Source organism: Actinomadura sp. GTD37 (assembly GCF_041951365.1).
Lineage (GTDB): Bacteria > Actinomycetota > Actinomycetes > Streptosporangiales > Streptosporangiaceae > Spirillospora.
Genome location: NZ_JBGNUS010000001.1, coordinates 2,424,491 through 2,446,700, shown reverse-complemented (window position 1 = coordinate 2,446,700; position 22,210 = coordinate 2,424,491). Strand labels below are relative to the sequence as shown.

At 70.9% G+C, this 22,210-nt stretch carries 19 protein-coding genes and 1 pseudogene; 7 read left to right on the top strand and 13 right to left on the bottom strand.

Annotation, left to right across the window (positions count from 1 at the left end; translation table 11 throughout):
* The first annotated feature begins 60 nt into the window (after positions 1-60).
* The 3 genes from ACA511_RS11745 (at position 61) to ACA511_RS11735 (ending at position 6,201) form a co-directional block, all read left to right on the top strand.
* Complete coding sequence (locus tag ACA511_RS11745) at positions 61-3,492, top strand: NACHT domain-containing protein (RefSeq protein WP_375024161.1); 3,432 nt, start codon at positions 61-63, stop codon at positions 3,490-3,492.
* A 486-nt stretch (positions 3,493-3,978) separates the two neighbouring features.
* Complete coding sequence (locus ACA511_RS11740; RefSeq protein ID WP_375024160.1) at positions 3,979-5,487, top strand: OmpA family protein; 1,509 nt, start codon at positions 3,979-3,981, stop codon at positions 5,485-5,487.
* Positions 5,488-5,541: 54 nt separating this feature from the next.
* A complete protein-coding gene (locus tag ACA511_RS11735; RefSeq protein ID WP_375024159.1) occupies positions 5,542-6,201 on the top strand; it encodes a hypothetical protein in 660 nt (219 codons plus the stop codon).
* 260 nt (positions 6,202-6,461) lie between these two features.
* On the opposite strand, the gene ACA511_RS11730 is transcribed toward ACA511_RS11735, so the two are convergent.
* Complete coding sequence (locus tag ACA511_RS11730) at positions 6,462-7,082, bottom strand: TetR/AcrR family transcriptional regulator (RefSeq protein WP_375024157.1); 621 nt, start codon at positions 7,080-7,082, stop codon at positions 6,462-6,464.
* A 115-nt stretch (positions 7,083-7,197) separates the two neighbouring features.
* Between ACA511_RS11730 and ACA511_RS11725 the strand changes: the two genes are divergently transcribed.
* Positions 7,198-8,217, top strand: a complete 1,020-nt coding sequence (locus ACA511_RS11725) for a hypothetical protein (protein ID WP_375024156.1) — start codon at positions 7,198-7,200, stop codon at positions 8,215-8,217.
* 13 nt (positions 8,218-8,230) lie between these two features.
* Here ACA511_RS11725 and ACA511_RS11720 read toward each other — a convergent pair whose 3' ends face one another.
* Together ACA511_RS11720 and ACA511_RS11715 are read right to left on the bottom strand one after the other, a co-directional pair.
* Entirely contained in the window at positions 8,231-8,692 is a 462-nt protein-coding gene (locus ACA511_RS11720; protein ID WP_375024155.1) for a macro domain-containing protein, read from the bottom strand.
* A 238-nt stretch (positions 8,693-8,930) separates the two neighbouring features.
* Positions 8,931-9,959, bottom strand: a complete 1,029-nt coding sequence (locus tag ACA511_RS11715; protein WP_375024154.1) for a helix-turn-helix domain-containing protein — start codon at positions 9,957-9,959, stop codon at positions 8,931-8,933.
* A 96-nt stretch (positions 9,960-10,055) separates the two neighbouring features.
* On the opposite strand from ACA511_RS11715, the gene ACA511_RS11710 reads away from it, so the two are divergent.
* Both ACA511_RS11710 and ACA511_RS11705 read left to right on the top strand, forming a co-directional pair.
* Positions 10,056-10,985, top strand: a complete 930-nt coding sequence (locus ACA511_RS11710; RefSeq protein ID WP_375024153.1) for an alpha/beta hydrolase — start codon at positions 10,056-10,058, stop codon at positions 10,983-10,985.
* Positions 10,986-11,047: 62 nt separating this feature from the next.
* A complete protein-coding gene (locus ACA511_RS11705; protein ID WP_375024152.1) occupies positions 11,048-11,779 on the top strand; it encodes a class I SAM-dependent methyltransferase in 732 nt (243 codons plus the stop codon).
* On the opposite strand, the gene ACA511_RS11700 is transcribed toward ACA511_RS11705, so the two are convergent.
* The 3 genes and pseudogenes from ACA511_RS11700 to ACA511_RS11690 form a co-directional block, all read right to left on the bottom strand.
* On the bottom strand, positions 11,780-11,974 hold the full coding sequence (locus tag ACA511_RS11700) for a DUF397 domain-containing protein (RefSeq protein WP_375024151.1): 195 nt from the start codon (positions 11,972-11,974) through the stop codon (positions 11,780-11,782).
* Positions 11,971-12,537: a DUF5753 domain-containing protein gene (locus ACA511_RS11695; protein WP_375024729.1), complete on the bottom strand. Its 567-nt coding sequence runs from the start codon at positions 12,535-12,537 to the stop codon at positions 11,971-11,973. The genes ACA511_RS11700 and ACA511_RS11695 overlap by 4 nt, the downstream gene beginning before the upstream one ends.
* 42 nt (positions 12,538-12,579) lie before the next feature.
* A pseudogene (locus tag ACA511_RS11690) lies at positions 12,580-12,807 on the bottom strand (helix-turn-helix domain-containing protein); the annotation flags it as partial.
* A gap of 80 nt (positions 12,808-12,887) precedes the next feature.
* On the opposite strand from ACA511_RS11690, the gene ACA511_RS11685 reads away from it, so the two are divergent.
* On the top strand, positions 12,888-13,316 hold the full coding sequence (locus ACA511_RS11685; RefSeq protein WP_375024150.1) for an ATP-binding protein: 429 nt from the start codon (positions 12,888-12,890) through the stop codon (positions 13,314-13,316).
* A 54-nt stretch (positions 13,317-13,370) separates the two neighbouring features.
* On the opposite strand, the gene ACA511_RS11680 is transcribed toward ACA511_RS11685, so the two are convergent.
* From ACA511_RS11680 to ACA511_RS11650, 7 genes are all read right to left on the bottom strand, one after another.
* Positions 13,371-13,640, bottom strand: a complete 270-nt coding sequence (locus tag ACA511_RS11680; protein ID WP_375024149.1) for a hypothetical protein — start codon at positions 13,638-13,640, stop codon at positions 13,371-13,373.
* The gene (locus ACA511_RS11675; RefSeq protein WP_375024148.1) at positions 13,637-14,638 is read right to left on the bottom strand and encodes a hypothetical protein; all 1,002 of its coding nucleotides are present in this window, start codon (positions 14,636-14,638) and stop codon (positions 13,637-13,639) included. Before ACA511_RS11675 ends, ACA511_RS11680 begins: the two co-directional genes overlap by 4 nt.
* Positions 14,639-14,888: 250 nt before the next feature.
* A complete protein-coding gene (locus tag ACA511_RS11670) occupies positions 14,889-15,788 on the bottom strand; it encodes an SRPBCC family protein (protein WP_375024147.1) in 900 nt (299 codons plus the stop codon).
* Positions 15,789-16,091: 303 nt separating this feature from the next.
* Entirely contained in the window at positions 16,092-16,985 is an 894-nt protein-coding gene (locus ACA511_RS11665; protein ID WP_375024146.1) for a hypothetical protein, read from the bottom strand.
* Positions 16,986-17,155: 170 nt separating this feature from the next.
* Complete coding sequence (locus ACA511_RS11660; protein WP_375024145.1) at positions 17,156-18,478, bottom strand: HEAT repeat domain-containing protein; 1,323 nt, start codon at positions 18,476-18,478, stop codon at positions 17,156-17,158.
* Between the two features lie 16 nt (positions 18,479-18,494).
* The gene (locus ACA511_RS11655) at positions 18,495-20,999 is read right to left on the bottom strand and encodes a multicopper oxidase domain-containing protein (RefSeq protein WP_375024143.1); all 2,505 of its coding nucleotides are present in this window, start codon (positions 20,997-20,999) and stop codon (positions 18,495-18,497) included.
* Positions 20,996-22,189 (bottom strand): hypothetical protein, encoded by a 1,194-nt coding sequence (locus ACA511_RS11650; protein WP_375024141.1) that lies wholly within the window; start codon positions 22,187-22,189, stop codon positions 20,996-20,998. The genes ACA511_RS11655 and ACA511_RS11650 overlap by 4 nt, the downstream gene beginning before the upstream one ends.
* Between the last annotated feature and the right edge of the window lie 21 nt (positions 22,190-22,210).

The following is a 22,210-nucleotide window of genomic DNA, read 5'->3' as shown; positions in this document are numbered from 1 at the left end:
CCGGGCGTTATGGCGGGTTAGATGTCACTCGTCGTGTCTCATGCGTCGGGATGGGCTGCCATGCGAATGCTGAAGTACCTGGGACGTGCTCTGATCGCGGCGTCGTTATCGGTCGCGGCGGGCGTGGCGGTCAACCAGATCCTGAGCAACGGGAAGCTGAGCTGGAGCTGGGGGTATCTGGCCCTCGTCCTCACGGTGCTGGGCGGGCTGGTGGAGGCCGCGCCGCAGGCCGCCCGGCCCGGCCCGGAGAGCACGCCGCCGCCCGCGCGGAGCACGGGGTCGCGGCGCGCCTACCTGCGGCGGATGCGCTCGGCGGTCGACCAGTTGGAGACGATCGGGCTGGTCACGCAGGCGGAGTTCGTGCTGCGGACCCGGCAGGTCTACGTCGACGTCATGCTCCAGCCGAGGACGGTGACCGACGTCGTGACCGACTCCGGCATCGGGCCGGGCGCGCCCGCGGGGGCCGCCCGGCGGGCGTCGCTGGCGTCGTTCCTCGCCGGGGGGCGGATGCTGGCGGTCCTGGGCGCGGCGGGCTCCGGGAAGACGACGCTGGCCCGCTACACGGCACTGGAGATGGTGGAGCGCCGGCGGCGGCTCGGCCGGCGGCGCGGCGGGCGGCTCCCGGTGCTGCTGTACCTGCGCGACCACGCGGCGGACATCCAGGGCGACGAGCCCGGCGGGCTCGCGCAGATCGCGGCGGCCGCGCCCTGGCTGAACGGCGCCGTCTCCGCCGAGTGGCTGGAGCGGCGGCTCGCGCGGGGCCGGTGCGTCGTCCTGCTGGACGGCCTGGACGAGGTCGCCGACGCCCGCGACCGCGGCCGCGTGGTGCAGTGGGTGGAGGACCAGTACAGCCGCTACCCGGACAACGCGTTCGTCGTCACCTCCCGGCCCGGAGGGTACGAGGGCAACCGGCTGTCCCGCGCGGACGTCCTGCATGTGCAGCGGTTCACCGGCCGGCAGATGCGGGACTTCCTGCACGCCTGGTACCGGGCGATCGAGCACCGCTCCCGGGACGGCGACGCGCGGGAGATCGACCGGATCGCCGCCCGGTCCGCCGACGACCTGCTCCACCGGATCAGCGGCCGTCCGACGCTCCACGACATGGCCGCCAACCCGCTGCTGCTCACCATGATCGCCAACGTGCACCGGTACCGCGGCAGCCTGCCGGGCAGCCGGGCCGCCCTGTACGAGGAGGTCTGCCAGGTCCTCCTCCACCGGCGCCAGGAGGCCAAGAACCTCGCCGACGCCGAGGTGGAGGGGCTGAGCGGCGACAGGAAGGAGCGGATCGTCCAGGAGCTGGCCTGGTACATGATGCGGCGCAAGCTCCGGGACGTCCCCGCCGAGGAGGCCGAGCGGGCGATCCGCGGCGTGCTTCGACGCACCGCGCCCGATGTCCCGCCGGAGGTGTTCCTCCGCTACGTCAGGCGCAGCGGCCTGCTCCTGGAGCACCGGTACCGGCACTACGGCTTCGCGCACCTGACCTTGCAGGAGTATCTGGCGGCGGCCCTCGTACCCGGGCACGCGTCCCGCCGCCAACTGCTCGTGGACAACGTCAGCGATCCCGCTTGGCGCGAGACCACGCTGCTGTGGGCGGCCCGCGCCGACGCCAGTCCCGTCGTGGAGGCGTGCCTGGAGGCGCGCACGGTGACGGCTCTCAGCCTGGCCTACGCCTGCCTGGACGAGGCCCGCGAAGTCGATCCCGCGCTGCGCGCCCGGCTCGACGAACTGCTGAACACGACCTCCGATGACCCCGACCAGATCCGGCTGCTGGACGGAGTCGCCGCCGCGCGCGCTCTGCAGGACACCCACGCCCTCGACGACACCGGCACCCGCATCTGCGCGCACCCCGTTCCCGAAGAGCTGTGGGCCCGTTACGCGTCGCACGCAGGCGACGACGCCAACGTCCCCGAGCCGGGGGCCGACCTCTGGATCGCCGACGTCGAAGGGTTCCTCGACTGGCTCAACAGCCTTTTCGGCGACGGCACCAGCTACCACCTGCCCACCCCGTCCGAAGCGAGCCGCGCGCTCGGCGGCGACCTCTACCCCGCCGACCGGACGAGCCTCTACGCGGCGGACGGCGACCGCATGAGCGACCAGAGCAGGACGCGGTTCGTCACGGCCGACCCCGGCCTGCATCCCCACCGGCCCGCCGCGTGGCAGATCGCCGCCTACCCCGAGCTGATCCTCGACCACACGCACTTCATCATCCGGCTGCTCGTCCCGTTCTCCGGCCTGCGGTTCTGGCATCTCGCCGCGTACGCCGGAGACCGGAGTCTCACGGCGCCGGAGCCGCGGCTCCTGCACACCGTCGACCTCGCCCTCGATCTCGCCTTCAGCCGCGAGCCCGCCCATGGCCTCACCCGCGACCGCGCCTTGGAGAAGGCCCGCGACCTCGGCATCGACCTCGGCCTCGGCGACCGTCTCAGCGCCCCGCGCGCCTCCGACGTGGAGCTCTACCGCGCCATCGTCCGCGCCCTCGACCTTGCTCGCGACCTCCACCGCGGGCTCGACGTCTCCTTCGCCGACGACGGCGACTTCACCCCGGTCAAGATCGAGGCCCTCTCCCTCGTCCTCGACTCCCTGCTGGCGCTCGACGCCGGCCGCCGCGGCCTGCCCGCCGGCGCCAACCCGGGTTCCGACTCCGTCCCCCTGATCACCGCCGCGCTCGCGGAGACCGCGCGCCATGTCCCCGTCCACGAACTGAACCGCGCCCTCGACCGCGCTCTCGACCGGGCATTGGGGCTCGCCCAAGAGGCCGGGGACTGGTCTCCCAGCAACGGCATCGCCGTTCCGGCCCGCGACCTCCCCCGTGCCCTGGAGCGCGCCCGCCGCGATGACGCCTCGGTCCCCGGCTCCGCCGTTCCCGCACTGGTCCTGGCGCGCGATCTCGTCCTCGCGCAGGCCCGCGCCGTCGACTACGACCCGGGCGGCGAGCGGCCACACGCCGACTACGTCGCCCGCGACCTCGCCTTCGCCCAGCTCGGCGCCTCAAGCGGTCTCTCGACCCAGGGGGTGGTCGCCATGGGGCTCGCCTGCGCGCAGTTGACGCACTGCTTCGCGGCGGACGCGTTCGGGGACGGCGGTCCGCGGCGCCGCCGGAGGGAAGAGGACGCGTCGCTGTCGCGGTACCTGCGCAAGCTGCTGGATGCCGAGGCCCTCGCGACGGTGCCGCCCTCCGACGACCCGGCGGTGACGCTGGGACGGGCCCGGCTCCTCGCGCAGCGACGGAACGAGCCGGCCCTCGGGGCGCTGGTCGCGAACGCGTCCGTGCTGGCCGCCCCGCTGTGGGACCCGGCCCGCCCGGCGCGGCAGGAGGACCTCGTGTGGGCGGCGACGTCGGTCCTGGCCGCGCTCACCCTCGTCGGCGACGAGGAGTTGGCGGAGGTACTCCGCAGCGTCCTGTGCACGCTGATCGCGCTGACACCCCGCGTCCGCGGCTACGGCGAGCCCGAGCCCCGGGCGGTCAAGCAGCTGGTCCTGGTACGGGGCTGAGCGCAGGGATTCGTGATCGTCCGCCGGAGAGGTGCCCTGCGGTCGGGGCGCGGAAGATCAACTCCAGGCGGGCGAGGACGGCTGGGCGCTGGCGCAGTCCGGCCTGCTCGGCCTGCTCGGCCTGCTCGGCCTGCTCGGCGACGACACCGCCCGCAGGCTGGCCCCGGTGATCCGGGGACCTCGCGCCCGCCGCCCAGCAGCGCTTCACCGCGCTGAAGACAACCGAAATCACCGAAACGGCGTCCTGAATCCCGGCCCGGGCACGTCCAATCCAAAGATCATCTATCGCCGAATAGAGCGGCCGCGCGGGCCGATCCCGCGGTCCTGGGGCTTCGCGCCATTTCCCGACCCGGCGGAAAGGCGGCTCTTGTACGCTGGCCGCCGTATCCTGCCGAGCCGAATGCGTCACATCCGGAGGAAGCCGTGAATCGTCGAACGGGGGCGGGGAAGCGCACCGCGGGCTTAGCCGCAGGTCTGACGGCCGGCGTGCTCGTTCTCGCCGGGTGCTCCGACGGCGGGAAGGCAGACCCCGGCGAATCCGCGGCGCAGTCGCCGCCGGCGGTGCCGGCGGCGCCGCCCGGTGAACTCAAGGCGATCGCATCGGTGCCGCTGGAGCACCAGGACGGGCCCGCCCGCGTCGAACTGCTCGCGCTGAGCCGGACGGCGGCGAACACGGTCACCGGCCGTTTCCGGATCGTCAACGAAGGCAAGAACCCGATCAACCTCGCGACCAGTCTCGGCGAACTCGGGCCGTCGCTCGACCCGAATCTCGGGGACGCCCTCGCCGCCAGCGGCATCGGATTGGTGGACGCCCGGAACGACAAGGTCTTCTTCCCGATCCGGACGCCGGACGAAGAGAACAAGTGCGCCTGCACATGGCTGCACGACAATCCCGTGAAGCCCGGCGGGTACATCAACGTCTACGCGACGTTCCCGAGCCCGCCCGCCGCCGTCCGGCGGGTCACGGTCATGGTCCCGCTCGCGGTTCCGTTCCAGGACGTGCCGATCACCGACGCGCCGGTGAAGCCGCTCGACGGCCAGGTCGACCCGGCGAAGGTGCGGCTGGGCGAGCCCAGGGTCCTCGCCCTCCGCAGCCTCGCCGAGGGCGCCGAGCAGTCGGTGTCCGACGATGCGGCCGGGCGGTCGGTGCTGCTGTCCGCCGACACCCTGTTCGCGGTCGACAAGGCCGACCTGACGCCGCGCGCCGACCAGTTGCTGCGGCAGGTCGCCGGGCAGATCGACGCGTCCGAGGGCGGCACGGTCAAGATCGACGGCTATGCGGACTCGACGGGCGGCGACGCGATCAACCGGCCCCTGTCCGAGCGGCGCGCGAAGGCCGTCGCCGACCGGCTGAAGAGCCTCGTCACCCGGCAGGCCGTGACCTACCAGGCCGCCGGTCACGGCTCGAAGGACCCCGTGGCCACCAACGACACCGCCGAGGGCCGCAGGAAGAACCGGCGGGTCACGGTGACGTTCGCCCGTCCGCGGCCGTCCGCCGCGGCGCCGGCGACCGGTGGAGGCCGTCCGTACGAGCGCGGCTCGTCCACCACGCTGGGCTCGGCCGCCTTCCAGTCGCCCGGGGCCGGCGGGCTCAAGGCCGAGGTCAACAGCGTGCACCGCGACCCGTCCGGGCTGGTCGTCCTGGTGTGGACGCTCCGCAACACCGGACAGGTGAAGCGGAACTTCGCCCAGAAGTTCGAGAAGACGGCACTGTTCCACGGCAGCAATCCACGTCCGATGAGGCTGGGGACGACCGGCGGCGTGCTGCTGGCCGACCCCGCCGCCCAGGTCCGCTACAACCCGCTGAGCGTCGAGACGGGCCCGTGCGTGTGCAGCCTCGTGGGGTTCCATGAGGCGCAGCAGATCGTCGCGCCCGGCGAAAGCGTCGTCCTGTGGGACGCCTACAAGACCCCGGCCGATACGGCGAGCCTGGAATTGCAGATCCCCTGGGACAAGGGCGCCGACGGCGTGGTCCACGGCCTCAAGATCAACTGACGGCACCAACACCAATCCCGCCGGAGCATGCGGACACGCACAGGAGGAAGGGCCGTGAAACTCAACCTGCTGTGGATCGTCCCTCTGGGAATTCTGCTGGCCGTGGCCGCGGAGTGGGCCTTGCTGGCGAATCCTGGAGGACGCCTCATCGGGCTGGTCGTGCTGGCCTTATCGCTGGGTTTCGCCGGCATGTTCACGCTGGCGCCGATCACCGTCGCGGTCGGCGCCGCGGCCGACCGGTGGGGAAACGCGACGGCGCTGTTCCTGGTCGGGGCGTGCCTGTCGGTGGCAGTTCTGGCGATCATCGGCTCCATCGAGCGCGCCAAGCCCGGATACACCTGGAAATACGGCACGCTGACCAGCGTCGCCATTCCCTACGACTGGACCTGCACATTGTCCGGGTACAAATGTGCGGGCTCGTGGACGTCCGGCGGAAAGACGGTGCACGGGGCGGTCACCATGTCAGCGGCCGAGCACCGCACCCTCCGCTCGCCCATGGCGACGGCCGCGGACGGCGCATACCACCTGGACGCGCACGTCCTGGGAAATCGTGCGAGCACCGCCGGGCTGCACATAGACCCCGCGACCTCCGTCGCCCTCGGCAAAGTCCCCGAATGGACGGGCTGGACGGCAGGCACGATCGCCTTCGGCGCCGCCCTGTTCGCAATCTTCTTCCCCCGGCACACGTCCAGGAGCACCCCCGAGCCACGGTGACCGGCCGCCCGATATCCAGCCGAGCCGGTCGGCCTCTACCCGCCCCAGCATCCGGACGGCCAGATCAGCACGCCGCACTCACCACCGCTCTCCCGCCCGAACCCCCGTCGCGTCCTCATCGCGGACGAACCGGTGCCCTCGCCCGACACCGGGCTCTGGCCACTCCCAGGCGACCAGGTCAGCGGCAGTGGAGGAACTGGGCCCGCAGAAATTCGACGACGACGCGACCGGACGTCCGCCTTCTCAGGCCGCCCGGGGAGTCAGCCGGACGGTGTGCCGCGCCGGCTGACCAGGGGGAGGTAGACCTCGTCGACGATTTCGACGAGCACCTCGTCCGGGGCGGTAGGGACGCCGCGCATCACGAATTCGTTGCGCAGCAGGACGATCGCCACGGTCGCGACGCGGGGGTGGAGCGCCTCCGGGGCCGCTTCGCCGCGCGCGACGGCGCGTCCGAGGATGGTCAGCCAGGACGCGGCCACGGCGTCGGCCGACTGGTCCGGTAGTTGCGCCAGGAGTTCCGACGCCCCGCCGGCCGCCGCGAGGAGGTCGCGCAGGACCGAGCCGAGCGGCGAACTCCAGTGGCGGTTCGCCCGGCGGAGCTGCTCAAGGACGTCGTCGCGCAGGCCGCCCGTGTCGGGCGGCTGGACGGTCGTGGCCAGCCGCCGGTAGGCGGCGATGCCGAGCGCGAGACGGTTCGGCCAGCGGCGGTAGATGGCGTTCTTGTTGGTGCGGGCGCGCTCGGCGACCCGGTCCATGGTCAGCCCGGAGAATCCGGACTCGGTGAGCTCCTCGACGGCGGCGTCGAGGATCGCCTCCTCCAGGACGGCGCCACGGCGCCGCGTCTGCCCTTCCGCTGGCCGCCTCGCCGGATCGTCCGCCATGCCCTCGTCCCGTATTCGGTACCGACCGTCCCTCGCCAAGGTTGGCGTCGCCCACGCACACGCGGCAACTAAGGTACGGTCAGTACTCTAAATTGGAGAGAGAGGACACCTCCCCATGCGCGCCAAGGGCATTACGTACGACACCGGCTTCGTCCGCGACGGACGGAACTCGCGCGAACGCTTCGATCCGGCACTGGCCGAGCGCGAACTGCGCATCATCCGGGACGACCTGCACTGCAACGCCGTCCGCGTCACCGGCGGCGACCCCGACCGGCTCGAAATGGCCGCCACGCTGGCCGCCGACCTGGGCCTTGAGGTCTGGTTCTCGCCGTACCCGCTGGAGCTGACCACCGAGGAGATGCTGACGCTCTTCGCCGACTGCGCCGAACGCGCCGAGCGGCTCCGGCGGCGGGGCGCGGAGGTCGTGTTCGTGACGGGCGCCGAGCTGAGCCTGATGAACAAGGGCTTCCTCCCCGGCGACTCCCTGGACGAGCGCGTCGAACTGCTCAGCCGCCCGGAGCGGCTGCGCGAACTGGTCACCGAGGCCAGTGGCCGCGTGAACGCCTTTCTCGGCGACGCCGTGACGCTCGTCCGCGAACGGTTCGGCGGCCGGATCACCTACGCCGCCGTCCAACTCGACTTCGTGGACTGGACGCCCTTCGACATCATCTCCATGGACCTCTACCGCTCGGCCGACATCGCGGACCAGTTCACCGAGGGCGTCCGCGCACTCGTCGCGCAGGGGAAGCCGGTCGCGATCACCGAGTTCGGCTCCTCCTGCTTCCGCGGCGCGGGCGACGTGGGCGCACGCGGCCTGGAGATCGTCGAGTACGACGAGGACACCGGCGCACCCGTCCGGCTGAACGGCGAGTACACCCGCGACGAGGCCGGCCAGGCCGCGTACCTGGGCGAACTATTGGACGTCTTCGAGGCTGAAGGCGTCGACAGCGCCTTCGTGTTCATCTTCGCGCTCTACGACCACCCGCACCGGCCCGGCGGCGACCCCCGCGACGACCTGGACCTGGCCAGCTACGGCATCGTCAAGGTCCTCGAAAACGGCCACGGCACCACCTACCCCGACATGCCCTGGGAACCGAAAGCCGCCTTCAACACCCTCGCCGCCCACTACCGCTGACACACACCGACGTTCAGACCGCCTCGGTCGAACGCGTTTCGGGCACGAAGAGCCGAACCTCCAGGTCGAGCGAGCCGAGCCGGTCGGTGATCAGAGGATGAACGGCGCCCCAGGCCAGACCCCCATGGCCGCATCCGAGGGGCGGGACGGCCACGCTGCTGATGTCCAACTCGGTCAGGGTGCGGGAGAGGTCGCTCAGGCCGGCCTCGATGTCTTCCAAGCGGGACGCGCTCCGCCAATGACGCTTGGTCGGGAAGTTGATGACCCACCGCTCGTCACCGATCTGAACGGCCAGGACCTTGCCGGGCCGCAGACGACCATCTGCGCAGGCTTCGGCATAGGAGGTGAAGTTAGCGGGGAAGGCGCGCTTGAACTGAAGCGCGAGCCCCTTCCCCATCACCCCGGCCGTGTTGACGGGGTTGACGAGCGCCTGCGCATCGTCCCGCAGAAGGTCCCCGCTCCGCTCAATGATCACGCTTCCCCCGCACCGGCTAGACACGGACGAGAGTAGCTACGACCACCGACAGTCAGCCCCCGGCCGAGGGGCGTTCAGCCATATTGCCGCCGACGACCTCGGCCTGTATCCGATTACTAGGCCGTGCCGGGTCCGTTCTCCTCTCCCTTCCGCATCAGGCCGAACCGCTGGAAGCCGGCGTCCGGTATGGGACGCGTGTCGCGCGCGTGGACCTGATCCGTCACCGGGAAGGCGGTCCTCAGTTGTTCAGCAGGTGCACGGCGGTCAGGGCGAGCCGGGCCCGGGTCAGGCCGGTGGGGGTCGTCAGGTCGGCGGCCAGGGTCCTGCCGATCTGGTCGAGGCGGCGGGCGATGCTGCTGTGGTGCCGGTGGAGGACGTCGGCGGCGCGGCGCAGGGACCCGGTGGTGCAGTAGGCGTCCAAGATCTCCAAATCCTCGGCCGACAGGCGGGCGATCGCGGCGACGTCGGCGTTGTCGCGCATGGCGTCCACAGGGATCTGGGCGAGCAGCGCCATCGCGCCCAGGTCATCGTGGTGGACGACGGGACGCCGTGGTCCCGTGAAGCGAAGGGCGATAAGGGCCTGGCGCCAAGACTGGTCGGCGCTCCCGCCGCCGCCGATGCCCGCGCGCACGTCCGGCGGGAAGCCGGACGGGTCGATGGCGGCGGCCATGATGACGCCCACGCCGTCGAGTGGTGCCGACTTGACCGGACGGGACGGGCACACCAGCCCGGCGATCTGGTCGAGGGGCCGCGCCGACCGCACCGCGGTCACGCAGAGCGGCGACGAGGCGGCGAAGCCCAGCAGGCGCAGCGCCCGAGCCCTGGCCGCCCGGTCGCCGTCGGCACTGATCGCCAACTCCACGAGGGCGGGGTCGGCCATGGTGGTGCGGGCAGGCCCGTAACGTTCGAGGACGGCCGCGGCGGCAATGGCGAGCCGGTCCAGCAGCACCTCGTCCAGCGGGACGGGCGGGCCGGGACGTTCCAGCCACACCGTGCCGATCTCCTCCTCATCGAGGGTGATCTGCACCGTGCTGGACGCGGCCGCGGACGCGCCGCGTAGCGGCGTACCGTCGGACGCGGCACGGACGACCTGCCCCGTCCCATGGATCCGGATGCCGGCCGCGCACTCTGCCAAGCCTGCCGAGGCCCGCGCGAGCGCCGGGAGATCCACCCGCCGGCGCATCAGCGTGTCGTAAAAGGCGACGACGCGGATCGCGCCCTCGGCGTGCGAGTCCAGTCCTGATAACCGGACGGCCAGAGCCTCCATATCTGGAGGATAAGGCCACGGTCGTCGCGCGCCCCGGGCCGAATGCGCGACGGACGGCGGATGATCCCGGCGCCCGCCGTCGTGAGGATGGACGTCATGGATCCCGAACTCGACGCGTTCCTCCCGTTCATCCCGAAGGCCGACCTGACCGATCCGGTCGCCGCGCGCAAGCGCCTCGCCGAAGTGGCCGCCGCGGCCCCGGCCGAGGTCACCGCGGCGGCGGCCCCGGGCACGGAGGGCATGGAAGTCGAGGACCGCACGGTGCCCGCTGCCCCGGACGTCCCCGTGCGGATCTACCGCCCGAGCCGCGCCCACGGCGCCATCGTCTGGCTGCGCGGCGGCGGATGGGTCGTCGGCAGCCTGGACACCGAGCACCCGACCGCCGCCCGGCTCGCCGGAGCGTCCGGCGCGGTCGTGGTCTCGGTGGACTACCGCCAGGCCCCCGAACACCGGTTCCCGGCCGCGCTCGACGACGTCTACGCCGTCCTGGAGTGGACGGCGGAGAACGCGTCCGACCTCGGAATCGCCCCGGACCGGATCGCGGTCGGCGGGCACAGCGCCGGCGCGGGCCTCGCGGCCGGAGCGGCGTTGAGGGCACGCGACGAGCAGGGGCCGCCGATCCGCTTCCAGTTGCTCAACCAGCCCGCGCTGGACGACCGGCAGGAGACGTGGTCGCAGCGCAATTTCACGGACACCCCCTGGCAGGACCGCGACAGCCTCACCACGGTGTGGCGGCACTACCTGGGAGAAGCTCCCGCGACCCCGTACGCCGCCCCTGCCCGCGCCGACGACCTGTCCGGCCTGCCACCGGCGTACGTGTCCGCCGCGGAGTTCGACCCGCTCCGCGACGAGGACATCGGCTACGCGCTACGCCTGCTACAGGCGGGCGTCACGGTCGAACTGCACCAGTGGCCGGGGACGTTCCACGGCTCGCACGCGATCCTGTCCGCCGACGTGTCGCAGCGGCAGATCGCCGAACTCGGCGCCGTCCTGCGCCGCGCCCTGGCCGAGGGAGGCGACCGGTGAGCGGCGTCCGGCCGGATCTGAGCCGACGCCGAGGCGATTACGGCATCGACGGAGACTTCCGCGTGATCCCCCCGCGCGGGCACGCCATCATCCTCGCCCTGATCGGCTTCGTGCTGGTCACGTTGGCCGTCCGCAGCGCCGCGACCGGTGCCGTCACCGCAGCCGCGGTGTTCGGCTTGTCAGCGCTCGCCTTCGTGCTGTTCGTGAGCTCGTACCTGCGGACGACCCGCGTCGGCAAGTTCGAAGTGTGGGCGTACGTCCTCGGCGACCTGCGGCTGCGCGGCGACGAGCACGTCCTGGACCTGGGCTGCGGACGCGGCGCCCTGCTCATGACGGCCGCCAGGCTGCTCCCCTGCGGACGCGCGGTCGGCATCGACCTGTGGCGCGCCGACCAGAGCGGCAACAGCCCGGACGCCACCCTCCGCAATGCCGAACTCGAAGGCGTCGCCGACCGGACCGAGGTGGAAACCGGTGACATGACACGGCTGCCGTTCGCCGACGAGACCTTCGACCTGGTCATCAGCAACTGGGCCGTGCACAACATCCCGTCCGCCGAAGGACGGCGGGCCGCCGTCGATGAGGCCGTCCGCGTCCTCCGCCCCGGCGGACGACTCGCCATCGCCGACCTGCTGCACACGAACCGGCACCGCGCCCGCCTGCACGACCTCGGCCTGACCGACGTCCAACGGCACAACCTCGGCTGGCGCATGTGGTGCGGCGCGCCCTTCTTCCCCACGAGGCTCGTCACAGCGACCAAGCCCACCCCGCCCGCGGCCCAGGGCCGGACGGGATGATCAGCGGGTCGGGTGCCGCTTGAACTGCTCGACCAGACCCGCGAACTGCGCAACGGACAAGGCGAGGCGCCCCCCAGCCGGGTCCTTGCTGTCCCGCACTCCAATGCCGTCCCCCGGCGCAAGTCGTCCCAGCTCAACGCAGTGCTCGTCGTTCGCTCCGCCGCTGTGAGTGCTCTTACGCCACTGCACGATCATTCGTAGCTCCTCAAGTACTGCTTGATGATCTCGCGAGAGCCCTCCTCAGAGAGCGCCTTCGCGCCGATACGATCGAACATAATCGGCAGTTCACGCACTTCGCCAGGCGTCTCGATCAGACGCCCACCGTTTTGGGCACCCGAATAGGCGATGTCTCGGCTCTCCAGACTGAGTACCTGCAGCGGCCCGTCAACGCCCACATGCGCGCCCGACTTGAACGGAACGATGCGGATACTGAACTGCGGCAAGTTGGTCATCGCGAGCAGGTGTTCAAGTTGGGCCTTCATCGCCTCCGGCCCACCGACTTCCCGCGCCAAGACGCTCTCGTCGAGCGTCGCCCACATCTCGACATCATTCCCCCTGTCGAAGAAGGACTCCTTACGAGCGGTCCTTCTTTCCAGCGCGGCGTCGAAGTCCTTGCGAGCGCCGGTCTGGACGTAGGCCCGGGTATATTCGTCGGTCTGGAGGGCGAGGGGGATGACCTGGCCGTGGTAGGTCTTGATCAAGGTCGCCTCGTGCTCGTACTTGACGAGCTGCTTTCCCCAGTTGGGGTCGTGAGCCATTCGGGCAAACCAGAGCAAGAGCTGAAATAGCAGGCCCGTACCGAAGTGCCGGTCAAGCGCACGGACATGGTCGTCCTGCAGTCGCCGTCTCCCCGCCTCGAAGTTGGATACAGTCCCCCGCGTCACTCCCATGATTTCGCCGCACTGAGTCAGTGACAGCCCCCTGCTTCTCTCGCCAAAACCGCAGGTAGAAGGCCAGAAAATACCACATCGAGATCTTGGGATCGAGCGGCTCGCGGACGATCGGCATTGCGTCCTCCTTGTATCCAACTTCAGTGGCTACAGGAAAACGTAGGACATCGCGGCGACCCTTGTCACAGGAAATTGGAATCTCGGGCAAGGACGGCACGATGACGATGACGGCGAACACGGAACCGATCACGTCCCTTATGGGCACGCCTTCCGCAGTGGGGCTGGCGCGCGCTTTCGCGGAGACGAGAATCCGTAAATGGGACTACTCGCACATTCTCGACAGCGCGCTTCTCATCGTCTCGGAACTCGTCACCAACGCGGCCCGCCAGACGCCGGACGAGGAGATCCGGCTCCAGCTCAGCCGGGACGCCTACGGGATCATCATCGCCGTCTGGGACAGAGGCCACGAAATGCCCCAGGCCAAGCCGAAGAGCGAACTCACCCTCGAAGACCTCGACCTCTCCGAGGAGGCGTTCGACGACAACGGCGGCTGGGGCCTGCACATCGTCCAGGCCATGTCCGCCAAATGCGGCGTCACCGCCGACCCGACCGGCGGCAAGTGGGTCTGGTGCCGGATCCGTCCGTGACGGGCCCGGGACCACGTATTAGCCCCACGAGAAGGATCCGAGAAGGCCGGAGCGTCAGCCGGAACTGTCTTCGTCGTCCGGGGACAGTTTTGCTGCGATTGCGTACTGGATGTGCACATCGCGGTAGGTGACGTGTTTCTCCGCCTTGTCCGGCAGGTTGGTGCGAGCGCTGCCCGAGGCGGTCTCGTTGGATGCGTCGCCGGTGAACTCCACCGAGACCTCCGGGACGACTTCGAAGCGCAGTTCTCTGGCTTTCACCTCGGCGGTGAAGAGGATGTCGGCCGTCTGCCGGAGTTCCTCGTCCGGACGTTCATCGCCGCTCATGATCGCGGACCGGAGGATCCGGAGAGCATGCGGAGGAGTGCCCGGCCCAGGTCGCGAACGGACTCCTCGGTCTCCCGAAGGGCGTCCTCCATCGGGCTTGCCTCCTCCTCCTTTTGCTGCTCGTCGTCGTCCGGCTCGGCCTTGCCGTCAGCCTTTTGCTGCTCGTCGTTCGGTTCGGCCTTGCGGTCAGCCTTTTGCTGCTCGCCGTTGTTGGGCTCTTCCTCGCGGTCAGCGTTCTGCTGCTCGTCGTCGCGTGGCTCGGTTTGGCGGTCAGACTCTTGCTGGTCGTCGTCGCTGGGTTCGGCCTTGCGGGTGGTCTCCGCCTTTGGGGCGGGCTCGGCCGCGTCGTCGTCCTCGGTATCGGTGGCCTTCGGTTGCGTCGTGGGCTTGGGGCCGCCTGCCGCTACGCCTTGTGCGGCGGTTCCTGCGGCATGTCCGGTGCCTTCGACTACGTCACCTGCGCCCTTGCCGACGTCACGAACCGCGTCACCGGCGCCCATGCCAACATCCTGGACAGCTCCGCCCGCGCCCGAGCCGACATCGGCGACCGCACCGCCCGCACCGCGGCCTACGTCTTGGACGGCGCCACCCGCGCCCCGGCCTACTGCGTCTACGGCCGTGCCGGCGCCTCTGCCGACGTCTCTCACCGCGCCGCCCGCGCCCCTGCCCACCTCGCCCACAGCGGTGCCTGCACCCGAGCCGATGTCGCGCGCCGCTGCCTCCACGCCGCGTCCGACATGCTGAAGGATCTCCGGGTTTCGGTCGAGCGTGGTCAGGACCCGGTCGACGATGACGGCCACGTTGTCGAGCCGGACGTCGAGCCGCGCCTGCGCCTCGACTCCCTTGATCTCCAGCTTCACTCTGCCGAGGAACACGTCCGCGCCGACGTTCAGCCTGAGCAGGTCGAGGACCTGGGCGACGAGCGAGACGTGCGCCTCCAGGTTCTCCACCTCAAGGGAGATCTCCTCCACTTCGAGCTGCGGGACGTCGAGGTGCACGTCCGGCCCGTCACGGAAGTTCGGTCGGCCGGGCGGAGGAGCGCCCTCGGCCCGCCGCTCCGCCGCGCCCTCGGCCCGGTGCTCTGCCGCGCGAGCCGAGTCGTTCTGCCTCTTGCCGGGCTCTGGCCTGCCAGACGCGCCGCTGTCCATCGATCCCCCTGAGCCTCGGCCGGTCCCAGATTCCGTGTCACGACCCGCTACCCCACGCCGACCAGCGAAAACGTCGGTAGCCGCACCCTGGTCGCGGAGGTCAGGCACTGCTACTCCCCGCCTTCTCCTTGGCGTCGGCCTCTTCATCCTGGAGGGCGTCCTCGTGGGTCTTGACCACCTCTCCGTCGCGGATCTCGCCGCGCCAGCCCTCGGTCTCGGCCTGGTTGAGGAGCGTCTGCGTCATCATGTGCCGTTTGATGTGCTTGAAGTCGAGGCGGAGGCGGCGTCCCTGGGCGCGCCACAGGTTCGCGGTCTTCTCTAGGAAGCCGTCCGGGTGGTATTCGGCCACGATCAGGACGCGCGTCATGGTGGGGGCGAGCTCGTGGAACGTCACGGCGCCGTCCACGTATCCCTTGGCCCCTTTGGACTTCCAGACGATCCGCTCGTCAGGGATCTGCTCGATGATCGTGGACTCCCAGCTGCGATGGGACAGGAAGATCTGCGCCCGCCAGTTGATCTTCTCGTCCGACTCCTGCTCGACGCTCTCGACCTTCTTGGTAAAGCTCGGGAAGTCGGCGAACTGCGTCCACTGGTCGTAGGCGACCCGCCTCGGCAGGCCCACGTCGAACTCCTCGACGATGTTGACGACCTTGGCGCTGCCCTTGCCCTTTCCCTTGCCGCCGTCGCCGTCACCGGCGCCCACGGCCTTCTTCACCTTCTCCTTCGCGCCGTTCACACCCGCGCCGATGCCCGCCTTGAGTGGAGAGTCACCTTGGACGATCTTCTTCACGCCGGTGGCCGCCATCTTGGCTCCGGCCCCGCCGCCGTCGTCCGCGGCATCGTTCAGCCGCTGGGTCAGACCCTCAACCTGGCTGCTGGCCTTCGTCAGCGTCCGCACCATGAGCGCCTGGCCGAGGTCCCGGACGGCGTCCTTGAGCTGCTCGACCGGGAGCTCCTGCGCCTTGCCGTTGCCTCCGGTGTCCGTTCCCGTCACGGTCACCACTTCGCTTCCTGTCGTTGTCCCTTGACACGGAGGGACATAGCCGAAGAAACCGCCGCAAAACGAGGCGAGGCGCCATCTACCAGCGAAAACGAAAGATCTACCACCCGCAGAGGTCGGCGATGCCCGCACCTTGCCCGTCCCACGGACGACGTCGGCAACAACCCGCTGCCCTCGGCATGGGTCTGGTGCGGTGGGCCTTGGCGAAGTCCGATATCCGCTGTTGGACAGGGAGCGGCCTGGAGATGGACCGTGAAGGGGCGCAGCCCCGCCCACCAGCGCGGACGGGGCCGGGAGGGGTCGTCAGTCGAAGAGGTCTTCGGCCTTCTCGATGGCGCCGGCGCGCTTCGCCCAGCGCTCAAGCTGGTCGGTGTCGGTGCAGTTCATGACCCGCTCACGGACGCTGTTGGAAACAGTGATCCCGCGGCCCTCCAGCATGAGCAGGAACATCTTCGCCTCGCCTTCGACGCGGCCTTCGACGCGGCCTTCGACGCGGCCCTCGGCGCGGTGGGCCTTGGCGAAGTCCGACTTCCACTCGTAGTCGGCAGTCTTCACGATCTCCTCCAGGAGCTTGCGGGCAGCTTCGGAGAGCTGGTCCAACAGGTAGTCATAGTACAGCGGGCCGGATTCGGCCGCCTTGCCTTGCAGGGCGGCGATCGCGGTTGCCACGCTGGTCAGGACGGCTTCGGCGTCCGGGCCGTCGGCGTGGACGGTGGCGCTGAGCAGCGTCAGTTGGGGGCATTCGCCGGCCTGGGCGGGGTCGGTGACGGCGGGAAGCATCCCCGGATGGAAGGCCAGGGGCCTCAGCACCCACTCGGGGTGGCCCAGGTCGATCGGCTCGGCGCAGGCGCGGGCGACGGTCGGGTTGGGGCAGAAGACCAGCAGGGTCACCGGGCACTTGTGCCGCTCCCGTAGGAGAGCGAGATACGCGGGCCAGCTGTAGGTCTTGTCCATGTCGAAACGCCGCTGCGATTCCACGATGACGCCGTGGCTGGGCTTCTCGGGGCCGCCCAGGAGGATGGTGGCGTCGCAGCGCAACTCGGCCGGGTTCAGACCCGTGAAGGCCTCCGAGGTCGCCATGGCCTTCTCGTCGTCGCCGGGTAGGTCCAGCCCGAAGACGGTCCGCAATATCGTCGGGATGAGCTGCGGCTGGTCGCGGACCATCTGCAGCGGCACCTCGTGTTGGGATGTCGGCATGACCGGCAAACTATCGGTAACCGACTCCTCTCATAGCGTTAAAGCCGCTTGCGCGCGGATCATCTGACCAGTTAGTCAGCGCGGGCCGTTTTTACTGGTCAGAGGGGGTAGTGCGGAGTGGCTGGTTTGCCGGTTAGGTGGGGGTTGCTGTGACTGGTCGGGGGCGGCGGCTAGATGGTCAGGGCGCCTTGGGGGTGGCCTTGTTCTCGGCCGCAGGCGGTCAGTGCCAGAACGCCGTGGCCCTGGACGTCCGTTTCGGGGCCCAGGGTGGACGGGTCTACGGAGGCACGGGCGGCGAACGTCGTGGCGTGGCAGTCGTCGGGGATGTCCAGTTCCGCTTTCAGCTGGGTGTAGCGGGCGTGGAAGGCTTCACTGTCGCCGATGTCGATGCCGTCGAAGGCGTCGTCGGGGAAGGCGTCGAGGTGCGGAAGGACGTAGCCCTCCTCGGCGGGGTGGGGCGGGCCGATCTGGTCGTCCTCCTCGAAGATGTCGTAGAAGCGGACGATCTCGCCCTGTTCGGCGACGCACCAGGCCGTCCAGGCGTCGCCGCAGCTCGCGCCGTACCAGTGCGCCGCGCCGAAGCGGGTGCTCAGGGTGCGGCAGTGGTCCATGAGCTCTTCGGCGTCGAGTTCGTCGCCGGTGTGGAAGGGAGTGCCGAAGACGAGCGTCCAGCCGTCCAGGCGCGGTGACACGTAGACGCGGGAGCAGGACATGTGGTCGGCGCCCCAGCCGTGCTTGTCGTTGTTCCAGGCGGACTCGCCGAGCCACATCGTGACCGGTTCGGGGTCGGACAGGCCGAACGCGTCCAGGACGGCCCGCTGGTCGCCGGTCGGCAGCGCGAACCAGACGCCGCACAGGTGCATCGGCTCGGGCGTCTCGGTCGCCTGCTTGATCCGGATCAGGCGGCGGACGGCGGCGAGGTCGCGGTCGTCCAGGCCGGCCGGACCGGCCACTTCGGCGAGCGCCTCCAGCGCCGGACGGCGGAGCCGGCCCGCCGTGGAGGAGCGGCGGACGTCCCGCAGTAGCGGCACCGCGCCGGGGCCGAGTTCCTTGAGCGCCCAGATGGCGCGCTGCCGGACGTCGGGGTCCGGGTCGTCCAGGATGGCGATCAGGTCGGGCGCGTGCGGGAGAGCCGCGGCCCCCTTGAGCTGCAGGAAGTAGGCGCTGCCGGCGCGCACCTTCGGGCTCGGGTGGCGCAGCCCGGGAACGAACGCCGAAAGGTCGTCGATCTTGAGGCCGCAGTGGGCCCAGCCGCAACGGCGGGCCACCTCGGCGGTGGGGGCCGCGGCCATGGCCGCTACGAGCGGGTCCAGCGCGGGGCGTCCGACGCGGCGCAGGACGGTGGCGCTCGTGCTCCAGTCGACCGGGGACTCCTCGTCGCAGAGGACGTCCAATACCGGGCCTATGGCCGGGGCACCGATCTCCACGAGCGCATCGCTCGCGGCCTTCTGATCGGGTCCGGCCAGTTGCTGTATGAGTGCCTCTATTTCCACGGGCAGGATGATCGCATCAATCGGTGACATTCAGGATGCCGTGGGCGCCGGTTTCGGCGTGGCGCATGTCGTGGTCGACGAACGGATAATGCCCGGATTCAGGGACGACGGTCTCGACGAAGCCGCCCTGACCCGGTGCCAGGTCGAGGATCTGCGCGCCGCCCGGATCATCCCTGCGCAACCGGTAGGCGCCTTCCTTGTAAACGGTGTCGAACTGGGCGCCGACGATATGGAACGCCGTGCCGTCGGACGGGCCCGCGTCCACCACCCACACCCGCACCCGATCACCCGCACGCGCCACCAACGGTGCATGGTCGTAACCGGCGGCGGTCCCGTTGAACATCCACCCGTCCGGACGCCCCTCGCGCATCCTGGCCACCTGCCCCACAGAACCCGGCGCACCCAGATACAACTCGCCCTGCACCAGCACGTACTCACGGTCCACGCGGGGCAGATCGGGCGGGTCGATGACGACCGCGCCGTACATACCGTTCGCGATGTGCTGCAACATCGGCATCGTCGAGCAGTGATACAACCACGCCCCCGCATGCTCGGCCGTGAACCGATACGTCAACCGCTCCCCCGGCCCGATCGTCCGCATCGGCACATCCGGCGCCAACGTCGAAGCATGAAAATCAATCCCATGACCCATACCGGCGTCATTGACCAACGTGATCACAAACACGTCCCCGACCCTGCCGCGCAGCACCGGACCCGGCACCGAACCACCGAACGTCCACATCGCCTGCCGCACCCCCGGCGCCACCTCCAACACCCCATCGGCCGCCCGCAACTCCACCCGATGCTCCCTACCACCCGGCGCAGGCTTGAGCACCGCGTCATAGGGCTTCCAACCCGGGGAAGGGTGCGCGGACAGATCGAGTTGGCCCGAACCCATCGCCTGGTGGTCCATCGACGGTGACGCCGACGGTGACGCGCCCGCGGGTTTGATCTGCATCGTCATCCCGGCGGCGCGGTGGCCCGGCACCGTGCACCAGCCATCGATCACGCCCACCACCGAGGGCACCGTCAACGTCGCCGACTCACCCGCATCCAGCATCGGCGTCGCCTGACCCGACGCCAACCGCAGATCATGACGCATCGCATCCTTGTTCGTCACCCGCAGCACCAGACGCGTCCCCGGCGCAGCCTCGATCGTCCCCGGACGAATCCGCATCCCCGACAACGACACCTCCACCACTCGCGTCCCCGACGCCGCCACCGTCTGCGAGGACGAGTCGCCGCCGCTCGCCGTCACACCCACGGCCAAGGCGGTGAGGAGAACTCCGGCCGTGATGCCCGCGACGGCCGGTGACGGGCGGTGGGTGCGGAGGATCGTCGCGACGGCCAGCAGGACGAAGGCGGCCAGCGCGGCGAGGACGGCGATCCATCCGGCCCGGTCGGCCCATGCGGGGACCGGGAGGACGAGCAGCGGCACCGCGAGGTTGATCGCCGCCACCCGCACCGGCCACGCGCGCTCGATCAGCGTGGCGTTGGCCTTCAGGGCGGCCGGTCCGCCGCCCAGGACGACGGGCAGCAGGAACGTCAGGGCGCCGAGGAGCGTCTGCCCCACGAAACCGACCAGTACCAGCGGAAGCAGCCCCGTGAGGCTCTGCCGGGACGCGTCGGCGAGCAGGGCGACCGCGAACCAGGTCGTCGCGGCGGCGAGCATCCAGGACGCGGGGGTGTGCGGGCGGCGCTGCCGCAGTGTCCGGACGAACGGGACGAGCGCCAGCGCGGCGGCGCCGGCGTACACCAGCAGGCCGGCCGCGACGATCCAGCGCAGGTCGGCGAGCAGCCCGGCGACCGCGAGCCCGAGCCCGGGGACCGCGAAGCGCAGGGACCAGCGCGCGATGCGCCCCGCTCCGTCCACCATGCGGGTGCGCAGCACGGTCGGCCACAGTGTGAACAGCGTGCCGAGCACCGCGAACCCGATCCAGCCCAGGAGGTTGACCTGCGCGTGCGCCGCGTGCAGCCGCTCGTGCCAGCCGGACGGCACGTGCCCGGACGCCATCAGCCCGCCCAGCGTCCCGCCGACGATCAGCGCCGCTCCGGCCCACAGGTACCAGGCGACGACGTGCGCGAACCGCCCGGCCAGGGCGCCGCGCCCGCGCAGGGCCAGCACGGCGATGTGCGCGGCGACGACGCCGACGACCGCCGCCGCGCCGCCGACCGCGACCCACGGGAACCCCTCCGCGACCCCGCACAGCACCGCGACGATCCCCGCGTTCAGGGCCGCCAGCCGCGTCACCGGCCACCAGTCCGGGGGCGGCGGGACGCGCAGCAGCGCCGACGCGAAGTGCTCCGTCCAGGTCACGATGGCGTTGGTGACGGCGCCCAGCAGGAACAGGTGGACGAGCAGCCATTGCGGCACGGGCAGCTCGTGCCGGACGAGCGCGGCGACGACGGTCAGCGCCAGCCACACCAGCACCGCCCCGTTGGCGACGGCGTGCCACACGGACCGGGAGCGGCGGGGCGAAGGGGACGGCCCCGCCTTCGGGCGCACACCGATGGACGTCATGACCGTTCCCTTCCGGCCGCCCGCGATGGCGTTCGTCCGACCGGCCGCGAGGCGGCCCTGTCGACCGGCCGCGAGGCGCCCCTGTCGACCAGCCGCGAGGCGGCGAAGGCGCAGCCGCCGAACAGCAGGAGGGCCACCTCGCCGAGCACGCCCCCGGTCGCCCGCGCGGCGGAGACCCCCGCCAGGTCGCCAACGACCCGGACGACGAGCGACACGTGCAGCAGTACGAGCGGCGCGTACAGGACGGGGTGGTACGGCAGCCGGACCCGCAGCACGGCGGGCAGGATCACCGGCGCGTGCCCGAACACCATCGAGATCACGAAGCCGAGGAACACCGCGTGCAGGGCGGCGTCGTAGAAGCCCGTGGAGGCGGGGCGTCCGGCGGCGAGCCAGATGGCGCCGGCGACGGCCAGCCAGGCGTACCCGGCGAGGAGGCAGGCGGCGGCGAAGCGGGGCAGGCCCGTCCCGCGGACGGTGCGGCGCGCGATGTCGTGGACGGCGAGCCAGCCGGCCAGCGCGACCATGCCGAACCCGGTGAGGCGCCAGCCGGGCTCCGGCCACCAGACGGAGACGGCGGCGCCCGCGCCGACGAGCGCCGCCGCGGCGACGAGGCCGTCGGAGGCGCGGCGGCCGAGGAAGGCGACGCGGGCGAGTTCGAGGCGCTCCCCCGCGATCGTGAGGATGAGGAACGCGGCGAGCCACGGGACGATCTCGCCGACCGTCCGGCCGCCGATCCACAGCAGGCCGCCGGCGTACCAGGCGACGGCGCCCGCGGTCTGGACGGCGAGGTCGCGTCCCGTCCGGCGGCCGAGGACCGCGATGTAGACGGCGACGAGCCACCCGCCGGCGGCGGTGAGCAGCAGCCGTCCGGGGGCGGCGAACCCGGCGGCGGTGAGGAGGCCGCCGGCCGCGGCGAGCGCGGGGGACGCGTAGGCCCAGGGGCGGCCGAGGGCGACGGAGCGTTCGAGGGAGATCAGGGTGCCGAGGAACCCGAGGGCCATCAGCGGTCCGTGCTGCTGCGCGAAGGACGTGCGCGGCAGCGGGACGTCGAGGTCCAGCAGGCCGAGGGCGCCCCAGAGGGCGGTGAGAAGGGACAGCAGCGCGCCGGCGAGCAGCGGGAGCCGGCGCGCCGCCAGACGGGGTGCGGCCCGGGGGTGACGGCCGCGTACCCCTGTGACCTGATTCTCCATGACCGCTATTATAAATACAAG

Bases quoted from the DNA above. Each gene is read 5' to 3' on its own strand.
- ACA511_RS11745 (WP_375024161.1), top strand. From the start codon at position 61: ATGCGAATGCTGAAGTACCTGGGACGTGCTCTGATCGCGGCGTCGTTA.
- ACA511_RS11730 (WP_375024157.1), bottom strand. From the start codon at position 7,082: ATGGCGGACGATCCGGCGAGGCGGCCAGCGGAAGGGCAGACGCGGCGC.
- ACA511_RS11725 (WP_375024156.1), top strand. From the start codon at position 7,198: ATGCGCGCCAAGGGCATTACGTACGACACCGGCTTCGTCCGCGACGGA.
- ACA511_RS11715 (WP_375024154.1), bottom strand. From the start codon at position 9,959: ATGGAGGCTCTGGCCGTCCGGTTATCAGGACTGGACTCGCACGCCGAG.
- ACA511_RS11710 (WP_375024153.1), top strand. From the start codon at position 10,056: ATGGATCCCGAACTCGACGCGTTCCTCCCGTTCATCCCGAAGGCCGAC.
- ACA511_RS11700 (WP_375024151.1), bottom strand. From the start codon at position 11,974: ATGATCGTGCAGTGGCGTAAGAGCACTCACAGCGGCGGAGCGAACGAC.
- ACA511_RS11695 (WP_375024729.1), bottom strand. From the start codon at position 12,537: ATGGCTCACGACCCCAACTGGGGAAAGCAGCTCGTCAAGTACGAGCAC.
- ACA511_RS11685 (WP_375024150.1), top strand. From the start codon at position 12,888: ATGACGATGACGGCGAACACGGAACCGATCACGTCCCTTATGGGCACG.
- ACA511_RS11680 (WP_375024149.1), bottom strand. From the start codon at position 13,640: ATGAGCGGCGATGAACGTCCGGACGAGGAACTCCGGCAGACGGCCGAC.
- ACA511_RS11665 (WP_375024146.1), bottom strand. From the start codon at position 16,985: ATGCCGACATCCCAACACGAGGTGCCGCTGCAGATGGTCCGCGACCAG.
- ACA511_RS11655 (WP_375024143.1), bottom strand. From the start codon at position 20,999: ATGACGTCCATCGGTGTGCGCCCGAAGGCGGGGCCGTCCCCTTCGCCC.
- ACA511_RS11650 (WP_375024141.1), bottom strand. From the start codon at position 22,189: ATGGAGAATCAGGTCACAGGGGTACGCGGCCGTCACCCCCGGGCCGCA.